21 protein-coding genes are annotated in these 26,400 nt (G+C 43.2%); 15 read left to right on the forward strand and 6 right to left on the reverse strand.

The features are described from left to right. Positions 1 to 37 precede the first annotated feature (37 nt). Positions 38 to 2,275 carry an ATP-binding cassette domain-containing protein gene (locus DESMER_RS00850; protein ID WP_014901172.1) on the reverse strand — a complete coding sequence of 746 codons (2,238 nt, stop codon included), beginning with the start codon at positions 2,273 to 2,275 and terminating at the stop codon, positions 38 to 40. 224 nt (positions 2,276 to 2,499) lie between these two features. Between DESMER_RS00850 and DESMER_RS00855 the strand changes: the two genes are divergently transcribed. Both DESMER_RS00855 and DESMER_RS22495 read left to right on the forward strand, forming a co-directional pair. After that, complete coding sequence (locus tag DESMER_RS00855; RefSeq protein WP_014901173.1) at positions 2,500 to 2,994, forward strand: hypothetical protein; 495 nt, start codon at positions 2,500 to 2,502, stop codon at positions 2,992 to 2,994. Continuing rightward, a complete protein-coding gene (locus tag DESMER_RS22495; protein ID WP_052314822.1) occupies positions 2,991 to 3,503 on the forward strand; it encodes a DUF3102 domain-containing protein in 513 nt (170 codons plus the stop codon). The genes DESMER_RS00855 and DESMER_RS22495 overlap by 4 nt, the downstream gene beginning before the upstream one ends. 233 nt (positions 3,504 to 3,736) lie before the next feature. On the opposite strand, the gene DESMER_RS00865 is transcribed toward DESMER_RS22495, so the two are convergent. The 5 genes from DESMER_RS00865 to DESMER_RS00885 form a co-directional block, all read right to left on the reverse strand. Further along, a complete protein-coding gene (locus DESMER_RS00865; RefSeq protein ID WP_014901174.1) occupies positions 3,737 to 4,852 on the reverse strand; it encodes a Ger(x)C family spore germination protein in 1,116 nt (371 codons plus the stop codon). After that, positions 4,849 to 5,955, reverse strand: coding sequence for a GerAB/ArcD/ProY family transporter (locus DESMER_RS00870; protein ID WP_014901175.1), 1,107 nt, complete (start codon positions 5,953 to 5,955; stop codon positions 4,849 to 4,851). The genes DESMER_RS00865 and DESMER_RS00870 overlap by 4 nt, the downstream gene beginning before the upstream one ends. A gap of 4 nt (positions 5,956 to 5,959) precedes the next feature. Next, on the reverse strand, positions 5,960 to 7,174 hold the full coding sequence (locus tag DESMER_RS00875; protein ID WP_014901176.1) for a spore germination protein: 1,215 nt from the start codon (positions 7,172 to 7,174) through the stop codon (positions 5,960 to 5,962). Between the two features lie 188 nt (positions 7,175 to 7,362). Then, positions 7,363 to 8,028, reverse strand: a complete 666-nt coding sequence (locus DESMER_RS00880) for a uracil-DNA glycosylase (protein ID WP_014901177.1) — start codon at positions 8,026 to 8,028, stop codon at positions 7,363 to 7,365. A 325-nt stretch (positions 8,029 to 8,353) separates the two neighbouring features. Then, positions 8,354 to 8,773, reverse strand: coding sequence for a VOC family protein (locus DESMER_RS00885; protein ID WP_014901178.1), 420 nt, complete (start codon positions 8,771 to 8,773; stop codon positions 8,354 to 8,356). Between the two features lie 133 nt (positions 8,774 to 8,906). Between DESMER_RS00885 and DESMER_RS00890 the strand changes: the two genes are divergently transcribed. From DESMER_RS00890 to DESMER_RS00950, 13 genes are all read left to right on the forward strand, one after another. Continuing rightward, positions 8,907 to 10,202 (forward strand): metallophosphoesterase family protein, encoded by a 1,296-nt coding sequence (locus DESMER_RS00890; RefSeq protein ID WP_014901179.1) that lies wholly within the window; start codon positions 8,907 to 8,909, stop codon positions 10,200 to 10,202. Continuing rightward, entirely contained in the window at positions 10,199 to 13,813 is a 3,615-nt protein-coding gene (locus DESMER_RS00895; RefSeq protein WP_014901180.1) for an AAA family ATPase, read from the forward strand. The genes DESMER_RS00890 and DESMER_RS00895 overlap by 4 nt, the downstream gene beginning before the upstream one ends. Before the next feature lie 270 nt (positions 13,814 to 14,083). Then, positions 14,084 to 14,860, forward strand: a complete 777-nt coding sequence (locus tag DESMER_RS00900; protein ID WP_014901181.1) for an IclR family transcriptional regulator — start codon at positions 14,084 to 14,086, stop codon at positions 14,858 to 14,860. A gap of 314 nt (positions 14,861 to 15,174) precedes the next feature. Then, positions 15,175 to 16,425 carry a (Fe-S)-binding protein gene (locus DESMER_RS00905; RefSeq protein ID WP_014901182.1) on the forward strand — a complete coding sequence of 417 codons (1,251 nt, stop codon included), beginning with the start codon at positions 15,175 to 15,177 and terminating at the stop codon, positions 16,423 to 16,425. A 137-nt stretch (positions 16,426 to 16,562) separates the two neighbouring features. Further along, entirely contained in the window at positions 16,563 to 17,867 is a 1,305-nt protein-coding gene (locus DESMER_RS00910) for an FAD-binding oxidoreductase (protein WP_014901183.1), read from the forward strand. Positions 17,868 to 17,884: 17 nt separating this feature from the next. Further along, the gene (locus DESMER_RS00915; RefSeq protein ID WP_014901184.1) at positions 17,885 to 19,261 is read left to right on the forward strand and encodes an FAD-binding oxidoreductase; all 1,377 of its coding nucleotides are present in this window, start codon (positions 17,885 to 17,887) and stop codon (positions 19,259 to 19,261) included. Positions 19,262 to 19,599: 338 nt separating this feature from the next. Further along, positions 19,600 to 19,947 (forward strand): cupin domain-containing protein, encoded by a 348-nt coding sequence (locus DESMER_RS00920; protein ID WP_042334156.1) that lies wholly within the window; start codon positions 19,600 to 19,602, stop codon positions 19,945 to 19,947. Between the two features lie 332 nt (positions 19,948 to 20,279). Continuing rightward, on the forward strand, positions 20,280 to 21,557 hold the full coding sequence (locus DESMER_RS00925; protein WP_014901186.1) for an ATP-grasp domain-containing protein: 1,278 nt from the start codon (positions 20,280 to 20,282) through the stop codon (positions 21,555 to 21,557). Between the two features lie 9 nt (positions 21,558 to 21,566). Continuing rightward, entirely contained in the window at positions 21,567 to 21,854 is a 288-nt protein-coding gene (locus DESMER_RS00930; protein ID WP_014901187.1) for a hypothetical protein, read from the forward strand. 69 nt (positions 21,855 to 21,923) lie between these two features. Further along, positions 21,924 to 22,817, forward strand: coding sequence for a succinate--CoA ligase subunit alpha (locus DESMER_RS00935; protein WP_014901188.1), 894 nt, complete (start codon positions 21,924 to 21,926; stop codon positions 22,815 to 22,817). 78 nt (positions 22,818 to 22,895) lie between these two features. Continuing rightward, positions 22,896 to 23,780: an HpcH/HpaI aldolase/citrate lyase family protein gene (locus DESMER_RS00940; protein WP_014901189.1), complete on the forward strand. Its 885-nt coding sequence runs from the start codon at positions 22,896 to 22,898 to the stop codon at positions 23,778 to 23,780. A gap of 109 nt (positions 23,781 to 23,889) precedes the next feature. Continuing rightward, the gene (locus tag DESMER_RS00945) at positions 23,890 to 25,146 is read left to right on the forward strand and encodes an NAD(P)-dependent malic enzyme (protein ID WP_014901190.1); all 1,257 of its coding nucleotides are present in this window, start codon (positions 23,890 to 23,892) and stop codon (positions 25,144 to 25,146) included. Between the two features lie 226 nt (positions 25,147 to 25,372). Beyond that, positions 25,373 to 26,260: an RluA family pseudouridine synthase gene (locus tag DESMER_RS00950; protein ID WP_014901191.1), complete on the forward strand. Its 888-nt coding sequence runs from the start codon at positions 25,373 to 25,375 to the stop codon at positions 26,258 to 26,260. Positions 26,261 to 26,400: the final 140 nt, after the last annotated feature.

A 26,400-nucleotide genomic window follows, 5' to 3' on the forward strand; every position in this document is an offset into this window, starting at 1 on the left:
TTAATCAATAAGTTAATTATAAGCGGGTAGATATAATCTATAAGTATTTTGCAGTGATCGATTCCTTACAGTTTCTTAAGTCCCCAGGGGTTCCTTCAAAAAGAATTTGTCCGCCTTTGCTGCCGCCCTCAACCCCTACGTCAATAATCCAATCGGCATTACGAATGACATCCAGGTTATGCTCTATGACAATAACTGTGTTGCCCTTCTCAACAAGACGGTCAATAAGATTCAAAATGCCGGTGATATCGGACATATGCAAACCGGTTGTAGGCTCATCCATTATATAAATATTGCCCTTTTTGCTTAATTCCTTGGCAAGCTTTAAGCGTTGACATTCTCCACCGGAAAGGGTGTCTAAGGGCTGGCCCAGGGTCATGTAATGAAGACCCACATCAACTATATACTTCAGCTTGTTTTTGATTTCTTTTTGGCTAAAAAAGTTCACGGCTTCGGCGATGGTCATTTCAAGCACTTCAACAATCGACCGGCCATTATACTTATACGCCAAAACCTCATGCTTATACCGTTTACCGCAGCATTCCTCACAGAGGGTTTCAACTGAATCCATAAAGGAAAGATCTGTTTCTATATAACCCCGCCCTTTGCAAGCCTCACAGGCACCCTCTGAATTATAACTGAACAATCCGGCGCTTACCTTGTTTTCATCGGCAAATAATTTACGAATTTGATCCATGATTCCAGTAAAGGTGGCCGGATTGGAACGTAGATTTGCACTGACTGCGGACTGGTCGATAATGATAGCATCTTTATATTCCTTGGCAAAGACACCATTAACAAGGGTAGACTTGCCGGAACCGGCAACTCCAGTAACCACAGTGAAGATCCCTTTAGGTATTCTTAGACTGACATTTTTCAAATTGTGTAAATTACTCTTTTTCGTTTCTAAGAAATCATTGCTTGTCCTTGGCTTACTCTTAATCGGCAGGCTCCTGCCGATGTATTCTCCAGTAAGTGTCTTGGCTGTCAGAAGGTCGCTATAGCTGCCCTCAAACATGATCCGACCACCGTTGGCACCGGCTTGGGGCCCAACATCAACAATAAAATCGGCAACCCTTATCACATCAGGGTCATGCTCAACCACTATCACCGTATTGCCTTTATCTCGCAATTTTACCAGCAGTTCGTTAAGTCTGTGCACATCTCTGGGGTGTAACCCGATACTTGGCTCATCGAAAATATACATGACATCCGTCAAGCTGCTGGTCAGGTGCTTGACCATTTTAACACGTTGGGATTCGCCGCCGGATAATGTGGAAGTTTCCCTATCCAAGCTTACATAATCCAGCCCTATTTGAATTAAATCCTTCAAGCGCTCAGTCAGATTTTTGATAATAGGTTTTACGTTATTATCAGTAATTTTTTGGATTAATTCCAGGAGCTCATCCACCTGCAGAGCCGTAAAATCCGCTATGGAATAGCCCATGATTCTCGACGCTAAAATACTTTCGTCATAGCGTTTGCCCCCGCAATTATGGCACTGCTGTTCAGTGATGAATGGCTCAATTTTCTTCCTTGACGCCTCGGATTTTTCAAACTCGGTTTTGATGTTCTGACTTATGAATCTCTCAACAAGACCTGCATAAGTGGAGTTCATTCCTTCAACGATGGCCGAATTGATTTTTACCGGTTTAGAATAGGCAAGCTTGTCGTATTCCTCTTTCGAATAATCCTTGATTTTTTTGTCACAATCAAAAAAGCCTGTTGAGGCATACATTTTCCACTGCCAATTACCAGGTTTATAGCCCGGCAACAATATCGCCCCTTCGTTTAGCGACTTTTCTTTATCCAAAGCTTTGTCAAGATCAAGGGTTACGATCCTGCCGATACCCTCACAAGTCTTGCACATTCCATTTGGGTCATTAAAGGAAAAATAATGGGAAGGGCCAATCTGCGGCTGTCCAATTCGTGAAAACAGCAGCCGGATTAATGGGTTAATATCTGTTATTGTTCCGAGAGTTGACCGGGAGTTTCCGCCTATCCTTTTTTGATCAACAATAATCGCTAAGGACAGGTTTTCAATGGCATCAACGTCCGGATGACCATACTTAGGCAAAAAACCTTGAATAAATTTGCTGAAGGTTTCATTCAATTGCCGACCGGCTTCCTGGGCAATCGTTTCAAAGACAATCGATGATTTGCCCGACCCTGACACTCCGGTAAAAATTGTTATCTTCTTTTTGGGGATTTTTAAACTGATATTCTTTAAGTTATTGGCACGTGCACCTACTATTTCGATACATTTATGTTCCATATTATATCTCCGTTTAAAATTTCTTACTAAATAATGTGTCTATTATCCTATTTAACTATGCGAAGAAGTCTCAACCCGTCTATAGTATGAAGCATACACTAAAAATCCGTTACCAGAAATGGACAGTTGGGGCAAATTTTTAATTAGTACAATCAAAGATAAAAAGACGTATTTGTGTTTATCCTTGACTTTTGGGAGATACTAATTCTCGGAGGTGGGAAAGTTTGAAGAGTCGTTTAGCAAAGGATACTTTACTTATTGGAGCAGTGTCTGGGATAGCAGCGAAATTAATTCAGGATCTGTTAGGAGCAATCATCATTATGTTTTTTTTACCTTCGTACCTTAACTGTGTTCGAATCGCAGGAGGACTCTTGCTAACGCCCGAACAAGTACTCTCAGGTATGTTTTGGCCAACATTGCTAGGTTTACAAATTGACATGGTTGTAGGAGTTGTAGTTGCAATAGTGGCTGTACTTATCTTTCAACACTGGGGTAACGATTACTATAAGATCAAAGGTCTCATGGTAGGATTAATTGCGTGGGTGTTATTGTATTCTACATTAAGTCGATTTCTGAGTAGTGTTCACCCTTCAGGATCAGTATTGCAAGCGGAATTATCTTTTTTAACACATATAATTTTTGGTTTATCCCTACCTTCGTGTATTATTTGGTTACGTAAATTCAAAAATTCTAATAGCCATGAAACTCAACCGGAATGAAGAATTATATTTATTTATTGGCTTCGTCATGCTGCCCCAAAATCGGAAACGTTTCCGATTTTGGGGCAGTCCATTTAAATATGGTTTGTCACACCTATGGAACCCAACAGGCCGCCTCCCTTGCCGTCGGCGGGCAGGGGGAAGGGTTGCCGAATTTGAGTTATTCCCAGGCCCTTACTCTCTTAGTAGTCCCGGAAGAAGACCGGGCTCAGTTCATCGCAGAATTGGATGTGGAAAGCATGTCTATTCGCGAACTGCAAAAGGCAGTTAAGGAGCGGAACCAGGCACTTCAGGAACGGGATCAGGCCATTTTGGAAAGAGGGGATATCCAGAAAGCCTTAAATAATCAAGTGAGCAAAATATCCCAGCTGACCACTGAGCGGGACAACCTGAAGAGTAAGCCAGAGGAGTTAAGTAAGTCCAAAGGGGAGATTGAGACCAGGGCCGGGAAATTGCAGTCGGAGTTGAACTCCATCAAGAAAAGCACAGAATACACTTCCATCCAATAAATGAGTAAGAACCTTACTGCTGCTTATCACAAGTCCTGCGCTAATAAAGTCGCCTTTTTATATGAGAGCCTGAATAAAACCTTTAAGGAACTGATCTTTGAGCTGAGCAGGTATGCACCCGGGGATAAGGACGCTCATGAAGCTTATAAAACTAAGACTGTCGATTTTTTGACGAAAGGTTTGAAACAAATGTATGAAACAGATATAGGACACTTAATGTAGTTTTGGCATCCCTACTTTCGCAATCCATAAGCTTTTAGTTTACACTCAACTTCCACTTCTATAGGCATTGTCGGGTAAACCTCATTCCAATTTAAAGATTTGAAAGCCTCGGGTTCATGTCTCCGAAAGGCCTTATGAAAACCTAGATAGTCTGCCTTGAGCTCTTTTTGAGATTTTTGGATAGCGGTTTTTACCTGTTGTGCAATGGTTTCAGCAAAAAGCAATTCTAATTCTTTAATGGTCTCTGGATCAGAAAGATCGAGATATTCTCCATATTCCTCCATAACCATTCCCTCCGAAGTCACTTTAACCAGAATGGATGGATTTCCTCCATTTATGATGGGCTTAAAGGTTGTGTCTTTCTTTCTAACCTCGTAAGTGTAGGTATTTTCCTCTGTTTTCGCTACTACAATAGCTTGGTTCTTCTCTACCAGCCAATTAGCGGCTTGGACTTCCTCGCCATTAAGCCAGGCTACCAGCTTCGAGTCCTTAAAGACAGCAGCCCCATCTCGAAGAATTAGATTTTCGCCTGTCTGAAGTAAAGCACGGGAGCCATAAGCTGTTCCATTGGAACCCTTTAAGTCGGAGAGGAAGTCTAGAAAATCCCTAGTTCTGATAATCGAGATTTGCTCGGAAAAACAGCCCATATTCACCAATGCTGCTGAAGGGCGGTCTTCGAACTTTTCATTAAGGGATAAAAGATCTCGCGCTTGGGCGTTTTGGACAAAAACCAGTCGAAGCTGCATAGCCAAATCAGGCTCGCGCAAGAGATAATTGATCAGGTCTTGAAAACTTTCCCGCCTGGCGATGTCTTCACCGATTGCCACCGCCCGCAGGTGACTTAAAGAAATTCTCCGACTGAGACTAGCTTGTGCCTGTTGGATTGCTTGCAGGATGCTATCTGCATCCTTGCTGATTACAAAACTTTGAGTTGTTGGCCCTTCATGGGCTGAAATAGGCTTGGCAAGCTGGAAGGTGACTTTGTATTTGGCACTGCTGGAATTTGAGGGGAGATCAATGCCAATCCCTAATACAAAGGCGGTGCTGTTCACATCGTGGAGATCCCAACATCCGGGTGTAAGTATCAAAAGAGGGAGAAGGCAGAGTAATCTTAATTTATTTCTCATCTTACCCTTCCTTTCTTGCGGATAATCGCTAAAAGAAGGGTCATTACGGGGAGCAGATAAACCATTGGCACAGTGAAGACTGTAAGATAAAGGCGTAAAATCTCATGCCAGTTCTCATTAGGCAAGAAGTAAGCAATTGTAACGGGAATTGCCGTTACCAAGAATAAAATCCATTTTCGGGGGGTCAGCTTAAACAGCTGAAATATGCTTGAATTCAGAAGGTGAAGATAAATAGCCAGAGTTGTAAACATGGCAATTAGCCAGGGCAAGGTGAGGAGAAGCCCAAATCGTTCTACGGGAAAACCGGGTAACTCAAGGATGTTTACAACGTTGATCCCGGGCAGAACAGATTCCCTAACATTGTCTACACATAGAATACCAATTGCGGCAGCTGTATGAATAAAGCCAAAGAAAACCGTTAAATTATAGGCGAACAAGGAGGTTTTTATTCCTTCTCTAATTTTGAGGAAAAAGGGGGCCGCAAATAAGAGCACTTCCGGTCCTTGATAGGCCCCCAGAAATAAATAGGTGCCTTTCAGAACAGGTAGGATTCCGTTCTCCAGAACAGGCAAAAATTTTTCGAGTTTGATTGTGGCAATGAATAGCAGAGCCAAGAGAAGTAAGGGAATCACTAAGAAAGGCAGGAGAAGCTGAAAGAAACGGATAATCGGGATGAGCCCGTAGGAGACTAACCAAATGAGGGATAAAGCAAATATTGCCAGAGGCACTATAGGGGGGGTTAAGGGAAGAAACAACAATTTATTAATTAACACAGTTTCATAAAAGATGGAACTGAGGAAGCTAACCCAGAATAAGAGATAAAGAATTGAAATCAAGAAACCTAGAGGCTTTCCCCAGATGATCTGCAGGTATTGAAAATAGTTCATTGTAGGAAAGCGCGCTGCTAATTTAATAAACAAATAGACAAAGAGGCTGCCGATGAAGGCACCGATAAGGATAGAAAGCCAAGCATCCTGATTGGCTGCCGCAACTGTGCTCTTTGAAAAAGTAAACACTTCATATTCAACGATGCTTAGGACTAACAAAGGCAGGAGGGCGCGGTTGTGAAGTCGATCCTCGCTTACATTGCTTTCTTTAGGCAAAGTATCATCCTCCTTTCCCTTTTAGAGGATTCTGAGGCTTATAAGTATCGTCAATAGGCATCTCTTCAGAATTCTCGCGCAGGAGAGTATGCCCCCAGGCACTAACTTCCATGGTTGCCAGGGGTGCCATGTAGGGAATACCAAAGGATTTTAAGGTGGAGAGATGAATGCAAATCAAGAAGAAAGCCAGGGCAAAACCGAATAAGCCCAAGAAGCTGGAAACAATCATTGTCAAGAATTGAATCATCCTGATGGCAGTACGCAGATCATAATCGGGAATGGCAAAGGAAGACATCACTGTCAAGGTAACGACAATCACCAAGCCTCCTCCAATCGTATTAGTAAACAGTCCGGCGATTAGCAGAGTAATGCCGGAAAATAGCGCTATACTAGAGCCCATCAAAGACGGCATTCTAATTAGCATCATCCGAAAAGCTTCGGATATCCCCATCATCAGAAAAACTTCAAAATAAACAGGGAAGGGTGTGCCTTCCCGCGAGTCTAAGATAAGAAGAAGCAGACGGGTTGGGATCATTTCCGGATTATAAGACAGTAAAGCGATATAAAAGCCTGGCAGGCAGCCAGCAAGCAACAACATAATATAGCGAGCAAGTTTAAAAAAGCTTGCTGCAAAAAACCAACGACTGGAAACATCATCAGGGGTATCCATAAGATCGAAAAATGTGCTGGGAGCCAGTAAGACGTCTGGACTGCCATCTAGCAGGATAACTGCTCTTCCCTGGAACAAAGCACTAACCGCCACATCAGGTCGCTCACTCACTTCAACTTGGGGAAATGGGCTAAGGGTTGAGTCCTCAATATTTCTTTGGATGTAACTGCTTTCATATAAAGTTCTTGCTTTAATAGTCCGGAGTCTTTGCTTTATTTCTGCAATGATGCCGGGGTTGGCAATATTCCCTAAGTAAATTAGCAGCACTTCTTTAGGGGCCAGACTCCCTAGAGAAATAGTTTCGGCTACCAGTTCCGGTGTGGGGATTAGATTTTTTATTAAATCCAAATTATAATGCCCATCCTCTGTAAAGCGCAGCTTTGATCCGCGTAAGAGCTGGCTGCTATCGCGAACGATAGTGCTGACCACGGGTAACCTTTGAGGAGAAGTAGCTTCTTGAGAAACATTTTCAGGATGTTCTTCTAGCTTATGAAAGGTGGTATCATTATTAATTCTTTGAGGGTGGCTTCTTTTCCAGAAGTTAAACATTTACGCACCTCAGTTTATTAAGTCCGCTACTATTATCCCAAGGCTTGGGATAATATATGTATATAAAAATACTCCCCTCCCGGTAGTCGGTTCTGGAATCCAGTCATTGAACCGCCTGCCTTGAGGGGAGTATATTAATTTATTAAAGGTCTCTACAGATAATTAAAAGTCTAAACCGCCGTGGTGAATTAATCGATTTGCCAGTCAATCGGCACTCTATTCTTTGAAATCAAGAAGTTATTAGTGCGTGAAAAGGGTTTGCTGCCAAAAAAACCTCTGCTGGCAGATAAGGGGCTGGGGTGTGCTGATTCGATGATCAAATGCTGGGAATTAGTAATAAGGTTCTTTTTAGACCGAGCATTATTACCCCATAAGATAAAGACCACGGGATCAGATTTCTCATTAACCAAGGAAATAATTCGGTCGGTAAAAATTTCCCAACCTTTGTTTTGATGGGAATTTGGTTTGCCTGCTTCAACAGTCAGTGAAGTATTAAGCAGTAATACCCCTTGCTCCGCCCATTTTTTCAGACTGCCGTGCCGAGGGATTTGGCATCCCAGGTCGGATTGAAGCTCTTTAAAGATATTCTGAAGTGATTTTGGAAAGGGTACTCCAACATTGACGGAAAAACTAAGACCCATCCCTTGACCGATATTAGGATAGGGGTCTTGTCCTAAAATGACTGTCTTCGTATTTTCATAAGAGGTATATACTAACGCATTGAATACATCGTCCTTCTTCGGAAAGATTTGTTTGTGACGATATTCGTTTTTTACCCATTCAAGGAGCTGAATATAATAATCCTTTTTGATTTCCTCGTCGAGTAGTTTTTTCCAATCAGCTTGAACTGTCATTTATTATTAATCCCTCCTCTACGTCCCCGCCACTTCGGCTAACTTTTTTATAACACAAAGGAAAAGGGGTAGCAACAGGTGCAGCCCCTTTTCCTTTGTGTTAATTTATTCTGTTTCACTGAGCGGAGTTTCTAGGGTGCCGGGATGGGGCGCATCGCCCATAGCAAGTGCGGCATTGTCCAACAGGATCTCCTGCTGGTTTTTCTCCTCAGCTTAAACGGAAGACCCTGCTGATAGTAGTAATCCTCATCAACTCTGTGATTCCAATGATCTGCTGCACAGGATATACTGTATCTTAGAGGCGTTTAGTTTTTATGACGGGTTATTACTTTACCATGCAGGAAACTTGCCACTGTATTCCATATTTATCGCTAAACTTTCCGTATAAGGGACTAAAGAAGGTTTCCTGCAACTCCATTTCTATAGTGCCGTCCTCAGACAATACATCGAAAACACTCTTTGTTGCTTCTTTGCTATCAAACTCCAAGGAGAAAGAAATATTATTTCCCGTATTATAAGGGTTGCCGGGAAAGGTATCTGAGAAACGTATGACATGACCATCTTTTCTTAGTTCGGCATGCATCACGAGATTCTTAACCTGATCCGGGATTGGAAATGCTGGATTTGGTGGAGCGTCTGCAAAATGCAAGATTTGAGTTTCTCCCCCTAAAGCTACTTGATAGAAGTTGACGGCTTCTTCGCAGTTGCCATTAAAAACAAGGTACGGTATTAACCAATCACTCATTTTAAGACCCTTCTTTCGTTTATTGTCCATTATATTATGTTCAGTACTGATTCCAATAATGCCCACAAGTTTTTGTCTGGGACATGCTCTATAATGAGAACATTAGAGAAAAGTTGAAAGGGGTAAGAAACCCATGAGGATTTTACATACATCAGATTGGCACTTGGGGCGTACCCTCGAAGGGCGTAGCCGGTTTGATGAGCAAGTCGCCTTTATTGAGGAATTATCCGGTATCGTTGAGGACAATGCAGTGGACCTTATTCTGATTGCCGGAGATATTTTTGATACTGTTAACCCCCCAGCTGCAGCGGAAGAACTTTTTTACGAAGCTTTGAATCGATTGTCTGCCGGAGGGAGGCGTGGGATAGTTGCAATTGCCGGAAATCACGATAACCCTGAACGACTTTGTGCAGCCAGCCCTTTAGCGGTGCGACAGGGAATAACGTTATATGGCCTTCCGAAAGAGGTGCTTTTGCCAAGCCCCAGCCTGTTTACCCAACTGAACCCAGGAGATGGTTCAACTGTTAGAAGAGCTAGGGCAGGCCAAGGGTGGATGGAGTTAGCTATTCCTAATTGCCCGCCAACTATTGTAGCTATGCTGCCCTATCCATCGGAATCACGACTCAACGAGGTCTTAAGTGAAAGTTTAGATGAAAATATCCTGCGGGAAGAGTACTCTAAGCGTGTTCAACAACTATTTACCACCTTTGCTCAGCATTTTCGCCCGGATGCAGTTAATCTTGGGATAAGTCATCTTTTTGTCCGGGGGGGAGTAGAATCCGAATCAGAGCGGCCAATTCAACTGGGCAGTGCCCCTACAGTTGAAGTAAATGCTTTGCCGGTTGGGGCCCAATATGTTGCTCTTGGGCACTTGCACCGTGCCCAGTCTGTCAAAGGTGCCCCTATTCCAACTCGTTACTCGGGTTCGCCGCTGGCTTATAGCTTCTCAGAAACCGGCTATGCCAAATCTGTGGTTTTAATCGAAGCCTATCCCGGTCAAGAGGTAACAACTCAGGAGATTTTCCTGCGTTCGGGATACCCTTTGGTCAAATGGCGGGCCAAAGAAGGGCTTGCTCAGGTGCAGCAATGGATTGATGAAGGTAAGGATCTCAACGCCTGGATTGATTTAGAAGTCTTCGTGCCAAACGCGTTGCAAGCTCAGGATATTCATAATCTGCGCCGGCAGAGAGAACGACTTATTAATATCCGTCCTGTTTTTCCCGAGACTGAGAAGATTGCTGCCGAGGCTCGCTCGAAATTACCTATTGACGAGCTTTTCCGCAAGTTCTATCAAGATCGTATGGGTGGAGCGGAACCGGAGCAGGAACTTGTTGCTATGTTTTTGTCATTAATTAACCCGGATGACAATGAGACGACTTCAATAGCAGAGCAGCAAATTGTGGTCGATAAGGAGGCTGAGACTGCATGAGGCCCATTAAACTAAGGATAGCAGGCTTAAATAGTTTTAGGGAAGTCCAAGAGATCGACTTCTCCAAACTATGTGAAACCGGGGTGTTTGGAATTTTCGGTGCTACCGGCAGCGGAAAATCGACGATTCTGGATGCAATTACTCTGGCTCTCTATGGTACCGTAGAACGAGCTGCGAATAATACTCAAGGGATACTTAACCACGCCGAAAACCTGCTTACAGTAGAATATAGTTTTTCCTTAGCTGTAGGGGATCAACGGAAAGTTTATCGTGCGGAGCGGGCCTATAAACGATCCGGGGATCGTACGGTTAAGGCCTCAACCTGCCGGCTGGTGGAAATAAGCGATGAAGTGGAAACTGTTTTAGCCTCTAAGGCTGATGAAATGACGAAAATGATTGAGGGTGTATTGGGCCTTAATGTTGAGGATTTTACTCGGGCTGTAGTTCTTCCTCAAGGGAAATTTGCTGAATTTCTCACCATTAAACCCAAAGATCGGAGATCAATGTTAGAACGACTGTTTTCTCTTGAAGCTTATGGCAGGGAATTATCTGCCCGACTCTCGGAACAACTGGAAAGCACAAAATACAATTTGAACGGTGTAGAACAACGACAACAGGGGTTAGGAGACGCTTCGTCAGAACGAGTTAGGGAAGCAGAAAAAGATTTAGAAAGCTCTGAATCAAAGGCCAAGAGTATAACAGAAGACTTAAGGATTTTAAAACAACAATATGATGAAGCTAAGGAAGTCTGGAGGCTGCAAGAACAATTACACCAGCTAAAGGATACAGAGACTCGGCTTTCAGCAGAACAAGCAATCATTGACAACTATGCGGAGCGCTTAAGTCTGGCAGAACGTGCGGAATCAATCCGTTCACTCCTGGAAGAGATACTATTCTCAGAGGCTCGATTTCAAGAGGCTCGAGGTCAAGCTGAGGATTCGGCGACAAAACTTAAGGCAGCCAGGCTTGATAAGGAAAAGGCGGAAAGTATGTGGTTGGAGTCAAGCCAAAAACGCCAAGCTACAGAGCCCCTCTGTCTGCGCAGGCTCGAGCAGCTGGAACAAGCTAAAAGCTTGGAAATTGATATCCTGACCAGGCAAGGGAGATTGAATCAAACCCGTCTTGACTATAGTAAACATGAACGAATTCGTAAGGATTTAGAACATAAAATTGGGGCCTCAAATGATCGAAAAACAGTCCTGCAAAAACAATTAAAAGATATTAAAGATGAGATTAATCGTCTTACGGTAGATCCCCAGCAGCGGAGGAGAGTTAATGGATCTGCTCAAGCCCTGGAAAGCTATGATATAGTTTTTAAGCAAGCCAAAGATCTGCAAAAAGACTTAGACAAAAATCTCTTAGAAATGAAAGAACGTCAATCAGAATTGAATGACTCTCAGGAAGAGGTTCGGGCCGCTCAGAAAATAGTAGAGCAGTTTAAAGAGGTACTGAACCGCTTGCTTCAAGCTCCGCCAATCCGTGAAGAAATCCTTAGTGAACAGGCTCAAAGATTAGAACGTGATCGGCATAGAATGGTCAATCTTGAACGGAGTGAGAGGGAAGAAGCTGTAGAGCTAGAGCGGCTGCAAATCATCAGAGAAGATATCCGAAAAATAGAAGCTGAAGTTGCTGCTAAGGAACAGGAGCAGCGACAGATCTCTCAAGCCCTTCAGAATGCCAAGGAGTATGTAGAATTAAGAAGAGTTGAAGTTCAGACATTTGAACAAGAAAACCTGGCGAGTATACTGGCTAAAAATCTGGTAGTAGGAGAGATGTGCCCGGTTTGTGGTTCAACTCACCATCCCCAGCCTGCAAATGAATTGGTTGACGAGAGGGTGGACAAAGCGAGAATTGCCCTTGAGAAAGCCTCAATTGATCTCCAGGCCTTAGAGGAGAAAAGCCAGAAATGGACGACTGAACTCGCTGTAACCAAGGCTCGCTTATCCTCGAATAAGGTTGTAGAGCAGAATCAGGTTAAGCTCGTCGCAGAAAAGCAGCACTCCCTCGCTGCTTATCGAGGGGAATTGACTGAGGCTGATGGTTTAAAAACCAGCCAAGATCTTAAACTACAATTAGTTGAACAAGAATCAATTTTAGCGTCTAATCGCCAGGCTTTTAGCCAGTGGAAAGCAGACCAAGAGCAGTGGGGCCGAAAGTTGGATGATGCTCAGAGCCAAATGGTTGAAAGAGAAAAAAAGCTAAATAGCATAAATGCTCAGATTGCATCTTTAGAAGGAGTAAGCCAAGACCTTCAAAATCGCTTAATCAAAGTGTCTGAAGAACAGGTAAAGCGGAAAGAGATATTGGACGATTTGCGCGGGGAGATTGCTATCAGCGAAATTTCCCGGTTGCAAAATCAGTACTTAAATTGGGATCAGATGTTGGGTACTTTAAATAAAACAATGGCTGGTCTTGAGGAAGAGCTGAGAAAAGCTGGCGAGGCTCAGGAACAGTTTGATCAGGAAAAAATTAATTGTGAGCTGGAACTTCAGAATTTAACAACTATTGGGATTGAGGCAGCCCGGAATTTGGCGGAGCTCCAGAAGAAGTGTGATGATCTAACTGGTGGCAAGAATGCCGCTGATCTTCTTGATCAAGTTAAACAGGAGTTATCCCATGTAACAGAAGCGGAAGAAGCCCTTAGAAAGCTATCTGAAAAAGCTAAAGAAATCTGGACTCAAGCAGAACAGACTCAGGCAGTTAGCCTTAAAACCTTGGAATTATCTCGTGAAGGATTAAAGACCGCGCAGGACAGACTTGACCAGGGCCTCCGGACGGCACAATTCAGGTCTCTAGAAGAGGCAAAAAATGCTTTGTGTCCGGATTCCGAACGGCAGAATATGGAGGAAGCCATCACTGCCTATCGTCAAAATGTTCTGCTCAATAAGCAAAAACGAATAGATGTCGAAGAATTACTTAAGGAACGAATTCTCCTGCCGGAAGAGTGGCTTGCTTGGCCTATTCGCGTCAAAGCACTTGAACAGGCTTATACTGAAGCAATTGAGAGACGAGGTGCCAATCAGCAAAGGTTGGAGAAGCTGAAAGTCACCCATGAGGAATGGATGAACCTAGAAGGGCAGCGTAAAACCCTTGCTCATCGTCATACTTTACTGAAAAACTTGCAGGGTGTTTTCAAAGGGAATGCCTTTGTGGAGTTCATTGCACAAGAACAATTAACCAATGTTTCAATAGATGCCTCAGAGCGGTTAAGGCAGTTAACCAACCAACGTTATGCCTTGGAAGTTGATTCTGAGGGAGGATTTGTTATGCGTGATGATGCTAATGGAGGAGTGCGCAGGCCTGTAAGCAGTCTATCCGGTGGGGAGACTTTCCTCACAGCCCTTGCGCTAGCCTTGGCTCTATCTACCCAGATTCAGCTGCGCGGTGAATCACCGTTGGAATTCTTCTTCCTTGACGAAGGTTTCGGGACTCTGGATGCCGATCTTCTGGAAACAGTTATGAATATTTTAGAGAAACTTCACTTGCAGAGTCTAACCATCGGTATAATCAGCCATGTTCCGGAGCTGAAGAACCGCCTTTCGCGCCGGTTGGTTCTTACTCCTGCTGAGGCTGGCGGGGTTGGCAGCAAAGTCAAGCTGGAGATGGCCTAATTAGCTTGCTTGGGATGGAGATTGACTCCATCCCAATTTCATTATTAAGAGTTTTTGGCCTTAAGAAAAGAGTAGTCAACAAGAATCTGAAATATCTAAAATAATAAGACTGAAAATAAAAGTTTTTTATTAACTTTGAAAATTTAGGGTATTGACTAAAGTCAATAAAAAGTTCATACTAGCCTAGAGAGTAAAACATAGTTTTATATACTGAAACCAAATTTTTCTTTATTAATTGGTAATCAGTGGTAATGGAATGGAGGCCTACCCATGGCAGAAAAATATGTGCAAACACTTGAACGATCACTAGATGTTCTAGAAGTATTAGCTCACGCAGAAGAGCCTTTAGGAGTCACAGAAATCGGAACCCGCATTAGTTTGCATAAGAGTACAGTTCATCGAATTTTGCAGACCTTATGTCACAGAGGTTATGTCGAGAGGAAGAAAGACAGTGAGCGCTATCAATTAGGCATTAAAATTATTGAATTAGGAATACGATTCTTTAACGATTTAGAAATTCGTAAAGTAGCTGCCCCTGTTCTCGGTGACTTAGTAAAAGTGTTAGATGAAGTCGTTCATCTGGTTCTTCCCGATGATGGGGAAATTGTTTATATCGATCGGGCAGAGACTTCTCAAGTTGTAAGTATGCATTCTAAGGTAGGGCGAAGAGCTCCGATGCATTGTACAGCAGTAGGGAAGGCGTTGCTTTCTACCATGCCTGAAGAGGAAGTACGGCATATTTTGGAGCTTAAAGGTATGACCAGGTATACACCTAATACAATTACTGATCCTGAGACCTTGTTAGAAGGCTTAAGAACTATCCGAGATAGCAAAATATCGATTGAGAAGGAAGAAAATGAAATCGGTATAATCTGCTTAGGGACACCAATCTTTGATTATTCAGGACGGGCGATCGGCGCAATTAGTGTATCTGGACCTGCCAGCAGGATTAATGAAAAAGGAATTGATTGGATTGGCGAGGAATTGAAATCCTCTGGACAACTTATATCAGCTAAATTAGGATTCGACTTCTTCCAAAAGTCATGACCTATTAGTCATAAAGTACAGGATTGGTCATAATTAAAGAATAACTTAAATTGTTTGAAAGTTTCCTATTGACGATTTACTCAGATAGAGCAATAATATAACCATAAGTTTTCGAAACATTGTTTCAATTGATGAAACGCTATCGAAAGTTACCAGAAAAGGGGGGCAACATTCAAAGTATCAAGTCAATAGGATATAATTACTTCAGGCCTTGGTGAACTTACTCACAAGCTTAAAGCAAATAACCAATCTCTTTCGAAAGGGATGGGGCTGGAGGCCATGGGTAAAAACGCTTAAACAAAGGGGGAAGATCAGTGGGAGTTTTGGCAGACGTATATGAAATGCTCAACACGTGTAACAAATGTGGTGGCTGCCACACAGCTTGCAAGACCTATAAGCTGACTGGGTTAGAGACAATGGTGGCACGCGGAAGAATCCAGCTCATCAAAGCCGTCGCCGATGGGAAATTAGAACCTAATCAAGAGTATGAAGATGCGATCATGAGTTGTCTGTTGTGCGGAGAATGTGCAGTCACTTGTCCAAACGGTGTACATGGTAATGAACTGGTTATGGCCGCGCGGCGAGATCTCAAACTCAGAAAAGGAATTACACCTTTTGCTAAGTCTTTTGCTTTAAAAACTCTGGCAAGTCCGAAGAGACTGGGTATGGGATTCCGTCTTTTCGGAGGAGTGGGCAAAAGTGTCCTCAATAAACTTGATGGAATGGATTATTTTCGCGGTATTGATATTCGAAACTTCCCTACTGCCAAAAAACAATTTTTGGAGCAGGTTCCGGAGAGGATTAAGGTGCAAAATCCGAAGCATAAAGTCGGATTTTATGTGGGATGTTTTCTCAATTACTCCTTAGACCAAACCGCCCATTCTGTTGTTAAAGTGTTAACTAAAAATGACTGTGAAGTTATTATTCCCAAGGACCAAGTGTGCTGCGGTCTTCCGCAATATTGCTATGGTGACTTCGAAACAGCGAAAAGTAATGCCCGCCAAACTATTAATACTTTTTTAGATAAGTTTAGCGATGCCGAAGTTGTTCTCTCCGCCTGCGCGTCCTGTGCTTCCATGCTTAAACATGATTATCTGAAGCTCTTCGCTGATGAGCCCTCCTATCTACCGAAAGTTAAATTATTTTGTGAAAAAGTGGTTGAGTTTTCAGAATATATGGATAAAATTGGTGTCGATCAGAGCGAACTTCATAATTCAAGTCCTCTAACAGTCACCTACCATGACCCTTGCCATATGGTTCGGGGGCTTAAGGTAACTAAGCAGCCACGGCAATTGCTGCAAATGATTCCTCGGGTTGAGTATAAGGAAATGTTTGAAGCTAACCGTTGTTGTGGGGCAGCCGGCTTAGTGCAAGCCTTCTTCCATGAGGTATCAACAGATATCACAGATCAGAAGACACAAAACATCAAGGATACCAATGCAGATTTGGTGGCTACAAGTTGCCCGGCATGCATGTTGAGACTTCAAGGCGGCATAAACAAAGCTGGCCAAAAACAAAAGGTTATGCATGTTGCCGATTTAATGGCTAAAGCTTACGAAGACTAATTGAACCCCAAAAAAGCTACTTATATATATGGTCTGACCATTACAGCTGATCATTGGTCTGACCAAAAAACGAAAAATTCCCTTTGCGGAACATGCTGACCGCAAGTTCTAGTAAATGAGTGGAAGGGCGGGTAGTCATGAGTAACGTCAATATCAGTAAGTTAAAGGAGATTGTCGGTGAGGCCAATGTCATCGATTCCTCTTCCGAAATGGCTAAATATCTAAAAGGTCCAGGTAAGCCTGCAGTTGTTGTCTTACCAGGGAAGACTTCAGAAGTTTCGAGTATCGTCAAACTGGCTAATGAGCAGAATGTGAAGTTAGCGGTAGGAGGGGCAGTCGTTAATACCCAGGGGATTACGGGTGGAATCGCGCTGGTTATGTCCCGAATGAACCAAATTGTAGAAATGGATAAACTGAACCTTGTAGCCATTGTCGAGCCTGGACTTCTTCATAGAGATTTTATTCTTAAAGTTGCGGAAATAGGATTAAACTTTCCTCCGGAGCCCTATGAAGTTGAAACCAGTTCGATTGGAGGCTGCTTCTCAATCGGAGATTCCGATTCTAAATCCTTTGAATATGGTCCGACTCGTACCTTCCTTTTAGGATTTGAAATGGTTCTCCCCACGGGGGAAATCTTGGAGATCGGAAATAAATGTATTAAGAACGTTTCCGGTTTGGATTTCATCCACTTTGCTGTCGGAAGCCAAGGAACCTTTGGAATCTTCACCAAACTTCTAGTGAAGCTCTTACCTCAACCGGAAGCTAAAAAAGCAGTGATTGGCACCTTTGCATCCCTGCATAAGGCAAATGCAACTTTTAATACCCTGATTAAACGGAACGTGCATCCGACCCGGATGAATCTCATTAATGCATCCTTTGCTAAAATTGCCAAACCCGAGACAGAAGGGCAGCTAGTGATCGTTGACTTGCAAGGATTCAAAGACTCGGGCAAAAACATCGCTAATGAAGTTGCCTCAGTTCTTACCTTGGCCGGAGGCTTTGATGTAAAAATCATTGAGGACGAGGTTGAGTATGATCAAGTGATTAATGGTTGGCTTAAAGTTCGATCCGAATTTAATGCAAAACCTGAGCGCACCGTGGAGTTTGTGGTTGGCCCGATGAAAATGCCCCAAGCCTTGGCTCAGCTCGAAGCTCTTACAGGGGATCTGGGGGCCTATCCTGGCGTAATTGTCGAAGGGCTTCTCGGATATGTTGGTTTGGCTCTGCCCGAGGGAACCGAAAAACTTGCTTTTGCCACGAAAGTGAATAAATTGGCGATGTCCCTGGGTGGAAACGTGAAGGGCCTCTTGGGTCATAAGCTCAAAGCTGAAGTATATAATGATGCGGAAATGTGGAAGCAAACCACAAGTTTGCTCAATGAACTGCGTCAGCAATTTGACTCCAAAGGGATCCTCAGTCCTGGGGTAAGTCTAGAGGCTTAGAAGAAGGAGGTCTGAATATGTTAAGCCAAACGGTTGTTAAGCGGTTGAAGGAAATTGTTGGAGAAAAGAACGTGGTTACGGACAAAGTTGGCCTGTTGACCTATGGCTATGACGGCACGTTATTATCCGGAGAAGCCCTGGGAGTGGTTTCTCCGACAACAACGGATCAGGTTGTGGAAATCGTCAAATTGATGAATGAACATAATATTAAACTGGTTCCCCGGGGCGCCGGCACGAATGAGAGCGGCGGAACAATTCCTTCTCAAGAAGCTGTCGTTATTAGCTTTACTAAAATGACTAAAATTCATGAAATAGATACCGAAAACTTTGTTGCGGTGGTTGAGCCCGGAGTGATCAATTTTGACCTTCAGGTTGAACTGGAAAAGAAAAAGTTCTATTTTCCTCCCGATCCATCCTCCTTTAAGGCCTCAACCATAGGAGGAAATGTCGGTGAATGCTCCGGTGGACCCAAATGCTTTAAATACGGGGTTACTCGGGATTATATCTTGGGTCTGGAAGTCGTTCTCCCCAATGGTAAAGTCATTCAAACAGGGGGGCGTAATTTCCAAAGTGAGCCGGGTTATGATTTGACTCGCATCATTGTTGGCTCGGAAGGAATTCTGGGTTTGGTCACTAAGGTTTTCGTTCGTATCATACCTATGCCCAGAGCCAAGAAAACCATGCTGGCTATTTACGACAAGGTTGAAGATGCTTCTCAAACGGTTGCCGATATCGTTGCCGCCGGTATTATTCCGACGACTCTGGAATTAATGGATAATTTGTTGATTAATACTACTGAGGACTTTACCCATGCCGGGATTCCCCGTGACGCCGGAGCGGTTCTTATCATTGAGGTAGACGGATATCCGGAAGATATGGACGGACAAGTCAAGACTATTGGTGAGATCGCCGGTAAAATTGCCAAAGAATTTAAAGTTGCTCAATCGGCAGTTGAAGTGGATCAAATTTGGACCTCAAGGCGCAGTGCTTTCGGATCTGTAGCTCGCGTTAGACCATCCTATGGTGTTAACGATATTACGGTTCCGAGGAGTAATTTCCCCAGTGCTATTGGAGGAGTTCTTAAAGTCGCTAAAGATTTCGGCGTGACCATCGGAGTTGTGGCCCATGCCGGTGACGGAAATCTTCACCCCCTAATCCTTTTCGATCAACGGAATAAAGAAGAAACCGAAACCGTCCATAAAGCTGAACAGGCGCTCTGTATGATGGCTCTTGACTTGGAAGGTACTATAAGTGGGGAGCACGGAATCGGACTCGTCAAGAAGAAGTATCTTGATAAGGAGTTTACACCGGCTGCGATGGGAGCCTTTAGAAAGGTTAAGAGAAGCTTTGATCCTACCAATCGCTTTAATCCAGGGAAGATCATAGACCTATAAAGTTACGAGCTGTTTATAGGTATCCAGGCAATTTCGATCAATAAATTAAGAAGACTTATTGGTAGAGGTTTGGACCTTGCCCTAGTGTACATTAATCCTAGGGCAGGGCCTCCAAGGCCGGAGTGACAGGAAACTGTACTTTGAGACTGAATTGAAACCAATAAGAAGGACATACTAGACAAAGGTTTTGAGGGTATATTTTTCTCGCTATAGTTGCAATGACAGATTCCTTAGTCTTATTTGAGTTTCCCTTTATTAAGGGAGAACTTCTAAAACGTAAGCAAATTATGACTGAATATTCTTATAATAAAGCGATGGAACGCGAATGGAGGCCAGATATGGAAAACAGGGTGTTTAACCTTAAAGATTTAGCCCAATTCGACCCCAATGCCCCCCAAAAGGTATTGGTTTATCAATCGGATAAAACTTTAGGTGCTATGTGGTGCTTAGAGCCGGGTCAAGAAGTGTTTCTTCATCAACACCCTAATGCCGATGATGTATGGGTTTGCCTGGAAGGAGAGTCCGGCCTTTATTTTGCCGGAGAGAGTCAAGAAATCAAGATCAAAAAGGGAATGGCAATCCTAGCTAAGGCTGGCCAAACACATGGTATGAGAAATACTGGTACAGACCGCTTTGTATTTATTGGAATTGCCGGGCCGGTACCGGTAGAGACGGTTAAACTGTAAAAAAATATATTTTCGAAAAATCAGCTAATAATCGGTTGACTAATCCGTAAATAAGATAGATAATGGTGTTAAGGGAAAATGAAACTGAGTTTCACGATATGAAACAAAGAGTATTAGTTTTTCCGGTTATATTATTTTAAGATTAATACGATGCTTGGGAAGCAGGATCCTCATAAGGCCCCTCAGACCTTGTGTAAAACTTAATGGAAGGGAGGGACATTCTCTTTTCATTTGAGTGTATTCAAAATACAAAATGCATGTGTCTAGTAGATCGGCTAACTCTTGAGACAACCTGAATAGTTGCGAAAATTTCATTATGGAAGTGATAACGTATGGCAAAATTTCTAGAGTTCCAGGGAAAAGAATGGCTTAGAAAATCAGGACTACCAGTACCCCAAGGTCGGGTAGCGTCCACTCCGGAAGAGGCCAAGAAGATTGCCGAGGAGATAGGCAAAGCCGTTGCAGTCAAAGGCCAAGTACAGGCTGGCGGACGTGGTAAAGCAGGAATCGTTAAATTAGTAAATACTCCTGATGAGGCAGCAGCTGCTGCAGCAGAAATTCTTGCTAAAAGCATCGGAGGAAATCCTATTTTACAAGTTCTTGTTGAGGAAAAACTGGATATCCAAAAAGAGTATTATTGTTCCTTCGTAATCAATGGTGCAAGAGAAGCACGTTCTCCTATGCTAATGTTTAGTGCTGAGGGCGGAATGGACATTGAAAGCGTTCCCGAAGAATTGCTCTTCAAAATTAACATTGATCCGATTAATGGACTTCAAACTTATGATGCAGTAGATGTATGTGCACGGGCAGGTATTCCTGCTCAGGATCTAAGTAAGTTTGCCAGTTTTCTATCAAAGCTATCCCAAACCTATAAAAAGTTAGATTGCCAAACCCTGGAGATCAATCCCTTTGTAATGACAGGCAGCGGTAATTTAGTCTGTGCCGATTGCAAAATGGAGATTGATAACAGCTCAGTTGGACGTCATCCGGAATTCGGCATCAAGATTGCCCGGGATCTGCCCGGTGCGCCTACGGAGTTAGACCTTATTGGCTGGAGCATCGAAGAAACCGATGCCCGCGGAACCGGCTTCCTCATGAATATGGGTTATGACGAAGTAAGTCCCGGTTATATCGGCTATCACCCTATTGGTGGTGGTTCAGCAATGATGGGTTTAGATGCTTTGAATCAGGTAGGCCTTAAACCAGCCAACTATGCTGACACCAGTGGAAACCCAGTAGGTTCGAAAATTTATCGGGTTGCTAAGTGTGTTCTTTCTCAGCCCAACATTGATGGTTATCTGCTCGGCGGATTTATGATGGCCAACCAAGAGCAATGGCATCATGCCCATGCTATCGTTAAAGTACTCAGGGAGATTCTACCGACTCAAAAACCAGGGCTGCCATGCGTATTGCTGCTCTGCGGGAACAGGGAAGATGAATCACTGGAAATTTTAAGAGATGGTCTCGCTGATCTTATGACTCCAGATGGTCCGGGTAAGAGAATCGAGATTTATGGTAAACAGTATGTAACGGATACGAAATTCATTGGACAAAGACTCTTAGCTCTTAGTCAAGAATACAGAGCTGAAAAAGAATCGCAAGGAAAGTAGGGGAACCTTATGCTGGAATTCGCAGAAAAAAGTCTGACAGTTAAGATCGATACCAGCAAGTGTGATACGTGCGAGACAAAAGCATGTGCCGAGGCGTGCAAAAAGTATGCTAGAGGATTGCTTGGAATTGACGACAAAGGTAGAGCTTCAGTTGCACATCGCGATGCGGAAGAAGTTTTGCGTCTGGGAACTGAATGTTTAGCATGTGAACTCGCTTGTAAGACCAAAGGTAACAATGCCATAACCATTGAGGTTCCGGTTAAAGGTTTGGATGAGTACCTTGCAAAACGTAAATAGGTTATAGATCTATAGGGTAGATTGTTATTGTGAATATAAACGAAGCAAAATGTTAAATGAGGGATAAAGATGGGCATTTTGATCAATAAGAGTACTAAGGTCATCGTCCAAGGGATTACGGGCCGCGAAGGATCCGTACGGACAAAGTACATGAAAGAATATGGTACCCAAGTAATTGGCGGAACCAGCCCGGGAAAAGCTGGAGAGGAAGTTCACGGTATACCGGTTTTTAACACTGTCAAAGAGATCGCCCGTGAGCAAGGGGAAATTGACTTCAGCGTAATTTTTGTGCCGGGGAAGATTTTGAAAACAGCCGTATTCGAAGCAGTTGATGCCGGAGTTAAAAATATTATTCCTTGCGTTGAAGGCACTCCTATCCACGATATTATGGAGATGATTGCCTACGCTAAATCTAAAGGGTCAAGGCTTCTTGGGCCTGGATCAATTGGAATTATTACCCCAGGCGAGGCTGTTGTAGGTTGGCTGGGCGGCAACAAAGAATGGGCCAATAAATTCTTCCAAAGCGGAAATATTGGGGTATTCTCTCGTAGCGGCGGCCAATCAGGGACAATTCCTTGGTTGTTAAGAGAGGGAGGATTTGGAGTGAGTACCGTAATCCACACAGGCACAGAGCCAGTGTTGGGTACTTCCATGGCAGATTTACTTCCCTTATTTGAGGCAGACCCCGAGACCAAGGGTGTTGCAGTCTATGCTGAAATCGGAGGCACACAAGAAGAAGAGTGCGCCGAGGTTATAGCAGCTGGGCAATTCACAAAACCTTTCGTAATCTATGTAGCTGGCGCTTGGGCTCCTGCAGGAATGAGATTCTCCCATGCTTCTAATATCGTAGAGCGTGGACGCGGTTCAGCTAAAAGCAAAATGGAAGCGATTACTAAGGCCGGGGGATTTGTAGCGGAAACTCCTACAGATATTCCCATCATCTTAAAAGAGAAAATTAAATAGTAGAGATTTTTCTTTAAACTTGCTATCCCTAGGGTCGAACCCTAGAAAATAATAAATAAAAAATAGGGGGTAATTCTAATGACAATTATGAGATCGGTTATGTATATTCCTGGAAACAATCCTAAAATGGTAGCTAAGGCTCCTGAATTCCCGGCTGATATTGTTACTTTAGACCTTGAGGATTCAGTTCCACCAGCGGAAAAAGAAGCTGCTCGTAAAATTGTTGCAGAAAACCTCAAATATGCTGCTCAAGGTGGCGCACAAGTATTTGTCCGGATTAATAACTGGGAAACTGAATTAACCAACGATGATTTAGAAGCAATTGTTCATGAAGGGCTTCATGGAGTAACCTTGGCTAAAACCGGTTGCGCAGCTGATGTACAACGCTTAGATTGGAAATTAGAAGAGCTTGAGCGTCGCCGTGGTTTAGAAGTAGGCTCGGTTAAGATCTCAATGTTGCTTGAAACTGCTAAAGGTATCATTAATGCTGCAGAATGCTGCTTAGCCAGCCCGCGTAACGTCAATGCAATCTTCGGTGCTGTTGATTATTGCCGTGATATGCGTGTTAAACTTACCAACGAAGGTGTTGAGCAACAATATGGCCGCGCTCACGTAGCTGTTGCTTGCCGCGCTGCTAGAATTGTAGCAATCGATGCTCCTTTCGTTGACTTCAAGAATATTGAAGCTTTCGAGAGAAACGTTGCTGAAGGACGCCAAATGGGTTATGAAGGTCGTATGATCATTCATCCAGGACAAATTGAGCCTTCCAACCGTATGTACTCCCCAGATCCTGCTGATGTTGAGTGGGCTACCGGTGTTGTTAAAGTCTTCGAAGAAGAAGGTATCGCTAAAGGTAAAGCTTCCGTTTCTTACAACGGCAAAATGGTTGATACCCCAGTATACTTAAATGCTAAAGATATCTTAGCTGCTCAAGCTGAGATCGATGCTAAAAACGCTCAGTAATAAATTGATGGTTTGTTTGGTTACCTCTTTCTAAAGGGGGTAACCAAACAATTCTTAAAAAGTTATATCCGCTACTCGTAAACTAAAAAGGTATGAGAGGGAGATGCATATGAGTCGCATTAAGAACCTTCGTGAGGAAGCCCTGGCTTTTCATGCAGCGAGACCAGGTAAACTCGAAGTAAGAGTAACATGCCCAGCTAGTGACAGAGATGACCTGACGCTCGCCTATTCTCCTGGAGTTGCTGAGCCTGTTAAAGAAATCGGAAAAGATCTTGAGAACCTTGATATTTATACAAATCATGCTAACTTTGTCAGCATTGTCTCCAACGGAACGGCTATTCTAGGACTTGGAGATCTTGGTGCAGCAGCCTCTATGCCTGTTATGGAGGGTAAAGCTCTTCTCTTTAAAACCTTTGGTGATGTGGATGCATTCCCGATTTGTGTTAATACCAAAGATGTTGACAAAATAATTGAGATCGTCGAATTGACAGCACCTACTTTCGGAGGTGTCAACTTAGAAGATATTAAAGCTCCTGAGTGTTTCCAAATTGAAGAGGGACTCAAAGCCCGTGGGATTTTTAAAGGACCTATTTTCCATGATGATCAGCACGGAACAGCAGTTGTTACTCTAGCTGGACTCTATAATGCACTTAAAGTTGTCGGCAAGAATATCGAAGATATTAAAGTCGTGGCCAATGGTGCAGGTGCGGCGGGAATAGCAATCATCAAATTATTGATGAGTGTTGGCCTTAAAAATGTTATCATGTGTGATACTAAAGGAGCAATTTACCAAGGCCGTACAGTAGGTATGAACCCTTGGAAAGAACAAATTGCTGCAGCAACTAACCCAGAAAAATATAGCGGAGACCTTGCGGGAGCGCTGGTAGGTGCTGATGTCTTTATTGGAGTATCGGCAGCAGACGTTCTTAATGAAGAAATGATCAGATCAATGGCCAAAGATCCTATTGTCTTCTGTCAGGCCAACCCCATTCCTGAGATTTGGCCAATAGAAAGAGCTTTTGAGGCTGGCGCAGCTGTCATTTCTACAGGTCGCTCTGATGTAATAAATCAAATTAATAATGTATTAGCCTTCCCTGGTATGTTCCGTGGCGCAATCGATGTCAGAGCAACTGATATTAATGACGCCATGAAGATTGCAGCTGCAAAAGCAATTGCTGAGTGCGTCTCTGCGGAAGAGCTCAATGCCAACTTTATTATGCCTAGCACCTTGAATCCTGAAGTAGCTCCGGCTGTTGCTGCCGCAACGGCAAAAGCTGCTATCGAAAGTGGAATTGCGAGAAATCCTATTGACCCGGCACTCGTAGCTGAAAACCTTAAGAAGAGACTTGCTAATCAATATAAATAAGAGTTTTTCTTAAAGTCCAAAAAGGGCCCGCAAGGGCCCTTTTTGTTTTGCCTAGGGTATTGAATTTGCTGTCGACAGTAATAGCTGGTAAAATTGAGAGATTAACAATATGGGGATGAAAATGGGTTCTACGGGCCTTCCTCTGAGGGCTATAGATTTTTCAGAGAAGTAAATACATAAATGAAGGAGTCTGCAAAAATGTATATCTATAAGGGAGCTAAATACTATGACTGAAAAGGAAAGGAAAACTCGTCTTGAGGTGACTGAGCCGGTAGAGCTGATGAAGTTTCTGATGCTGAAATTTCCTGAGAAAAGCCGCAAAGATATTAAATCTCTTCTAGCTCATCGTCAGATTTCAGTGGGGTCTGAGATTACATCAAAATTTGACTATCCTCTTCAAGAAGGGCAACAAGTTGTCGTGAATTGGAACAAGGTGTTGATAGAAAAGCAACCTGAGGGTCTAAATATTGTTCATGAGGATCCATATCTAATAATCATTGAAAAACAGGCTGGGCTCCTCTCGATTGCTACAGATTCAGAAAAGGAACAAACCGCTTATAGTATCTTAAGCGACCACGTTAAGAAGAGAGATCCGAAAAATAAGATCTTTGTGCTGCATCGTCTTGATCGAGAGACGAGTGGAGTCATGATGTTTGCCAAAAGTGAAAAGATACAACAAATGATGCAAAAGTCCTGGAAGGAAACGGTCTTAGAGCGGACTTATGTTGCAGTAGTAGAAGGATCCGTAAACAAGGAAGAAGGCACAATTACTTCTTGGCTTACGGAGAGTAAAGCCTTCATCATGTACTCCAGTCGTACTCCTAATGGTGGACAAAAAGCGATAACTCATTACAAAGTCCTTAAGAAAAATAAACATTACTCTTTATTAGAAGTAAATTTAGAAACTGGGAGAAAAAATCAAATTCGGGTTCATATGAAGGATATCGGACATAGTGTAATTGGCGATAAAAAGTATGGTTCGACAAAACAGCCAATTGCGCGCCTCGGACTTCATGCCCGGGTGTTAGCCTTCAAACACCCAATTAGTGGAGAAGAGGTTCGTTATGAGGCTAGTATTCCCAAAGAGTTTCTAAACCTGTTCAAATCCAATTAAAAAAAGCTGCCATCTGTTCCCCTCAAATTGAGGTCAGTGGCAGTGTTACAGAAAATATCTGCTTATCCTCAGAAGGGTTTAAACCATAGTTAGTAGATGTGTAAACACCGCCTGAAGACCTTGTTTCATATTTGCTGAAG

Source organism: Desulfosporosinus meridiei DSM 13257, assembly GCF_000231385.2.
Lineage (GTDB): Bacteria > Bacillota > Desulfitobacteriia > Desulfitobacteriales > Desulfitobacteriaceae > Desulfosporosinus > Desulfosporosinus meridiei.

Coding starts and splice junctions, on each gene's coding strand:
- DESMER_RS00950 (WP_014901191.1), top strand. CDS start 25,373: ATGACTGAAAAGGAAAGGAAAACTCGTCTTGAGGTGACTGAGCCGGTA.
- DESMER_RS00910 (WP_014901183.1), top strand. CDS start 16,563: ATGAGTAACGTCAATATCAGTAAGTTAAAGGAGATTGTCGGTGAGGCC.
- DESMER_RS00930 (WP_014901187.1), top strand. CDS start 21,567: ATGCTGGAATTCGCAGAAAAAAGTCTGACAGTTAAGATCGATACCAGC.
- DESMER_RS00935 (WP_014901188.1), top strand. CDS start 21,924: ATGGGCATTTTGATCAATAAGAGTACTAAGGTCATCGTCCAAGGGATT.
- DESMER_RS00945 (WP_014901190.1), top strand. CDS start 23,890: ATGAGTCGCATTAAGAACCTTCGTGAGGAAGCCCTGGCTTTTCATGCA.
- DESMER_RS00890 (WP_014901179.1), top strand. CDS start 8,907: ATGAGGATTTTACATACATCAGATTGGCACTTGGGGCGTACCCTCGAA.
- DESMER_RS00915 (WP_014901184.1), top strand. CDS start 17,885: ATGTTAAGCCAAACGGTTGTTAAGCGGTTGAAGGAAATTGTTGGAGAA.
- DESMER_RS22495 (WP_052314822.1), top strand. CDS start 2,991: ATGAAGAATTATATTTATTTATTGGCTTCGTCATGCTGCCCCAAAATC.
- DESMER_RS00940 (WP_014901189.1), top strand. CDS start 22,896: ATGACAATTATGAGATCGGTTATGTATATTCCTGGAAACAATCCTAAA.
- DESMER_RS00850 (WP_014901172.1), bottom strand. CDS start 2,275: ATGGAACATAAATGTATCGAAATAGTAGGTGCACGTGCCAATAACTTA.
- DESMER_RS00920 (WP_042334156.1), top strand. CDS start 19,600: ATGGAAAACAGGGTGTTTAACCTTAAAGATTTAGCCCAATTCGACCCC.
- DESMER_RS00900 (WP_014901181.1), top strand. CDS start 14,084: ATGGCAGAAAAATATGTGCAAACACTTGAACGATCACTAGATGTTCTA.
- DESMER_RS00895 (WP_014901180.1), top strand. CDS start 10,199: ATGAGGCCCATTAAACTAAGGATAGCAGGCTTAAATAGTTTTAGGGAA.
- DESMER_RS00885 (WP_014901178.1), bottom strand. CDS start 8,773: ATGAGTGATTGGTTAATACCGTACCTTGTTTTTAATGGCAACTGCGAA.
- DESMER_RS00925 (WP_014901186.1), top strand. CDS start 20,280: ATGGCAAAATTTCTAGAGTTCCAGGGAAAAGAATGGCTTAGAAAATCA.
- DESMER_RS00880 (WP_014901177.1), bottom strand. CDS start 8,028: ATGACAGTTCAAGCTGATTGGAAAAAACTACTCGACGAGGAAATCAAA.
- DESMER_RS00875 (WP_014901176.1), bottom strand. CDS start 7,174: ATGTTTAACTTCTGGAAAAGAAGCCACCCTCAAAGAATTAATAATGAT.
- DESMER_RS00865 (WP_014901174.1), bottom strand. CDS start 4,852: ATGAGAAATAAATTAAGATTACTCTGCCTTCTCCCTCTTTTGATACTT.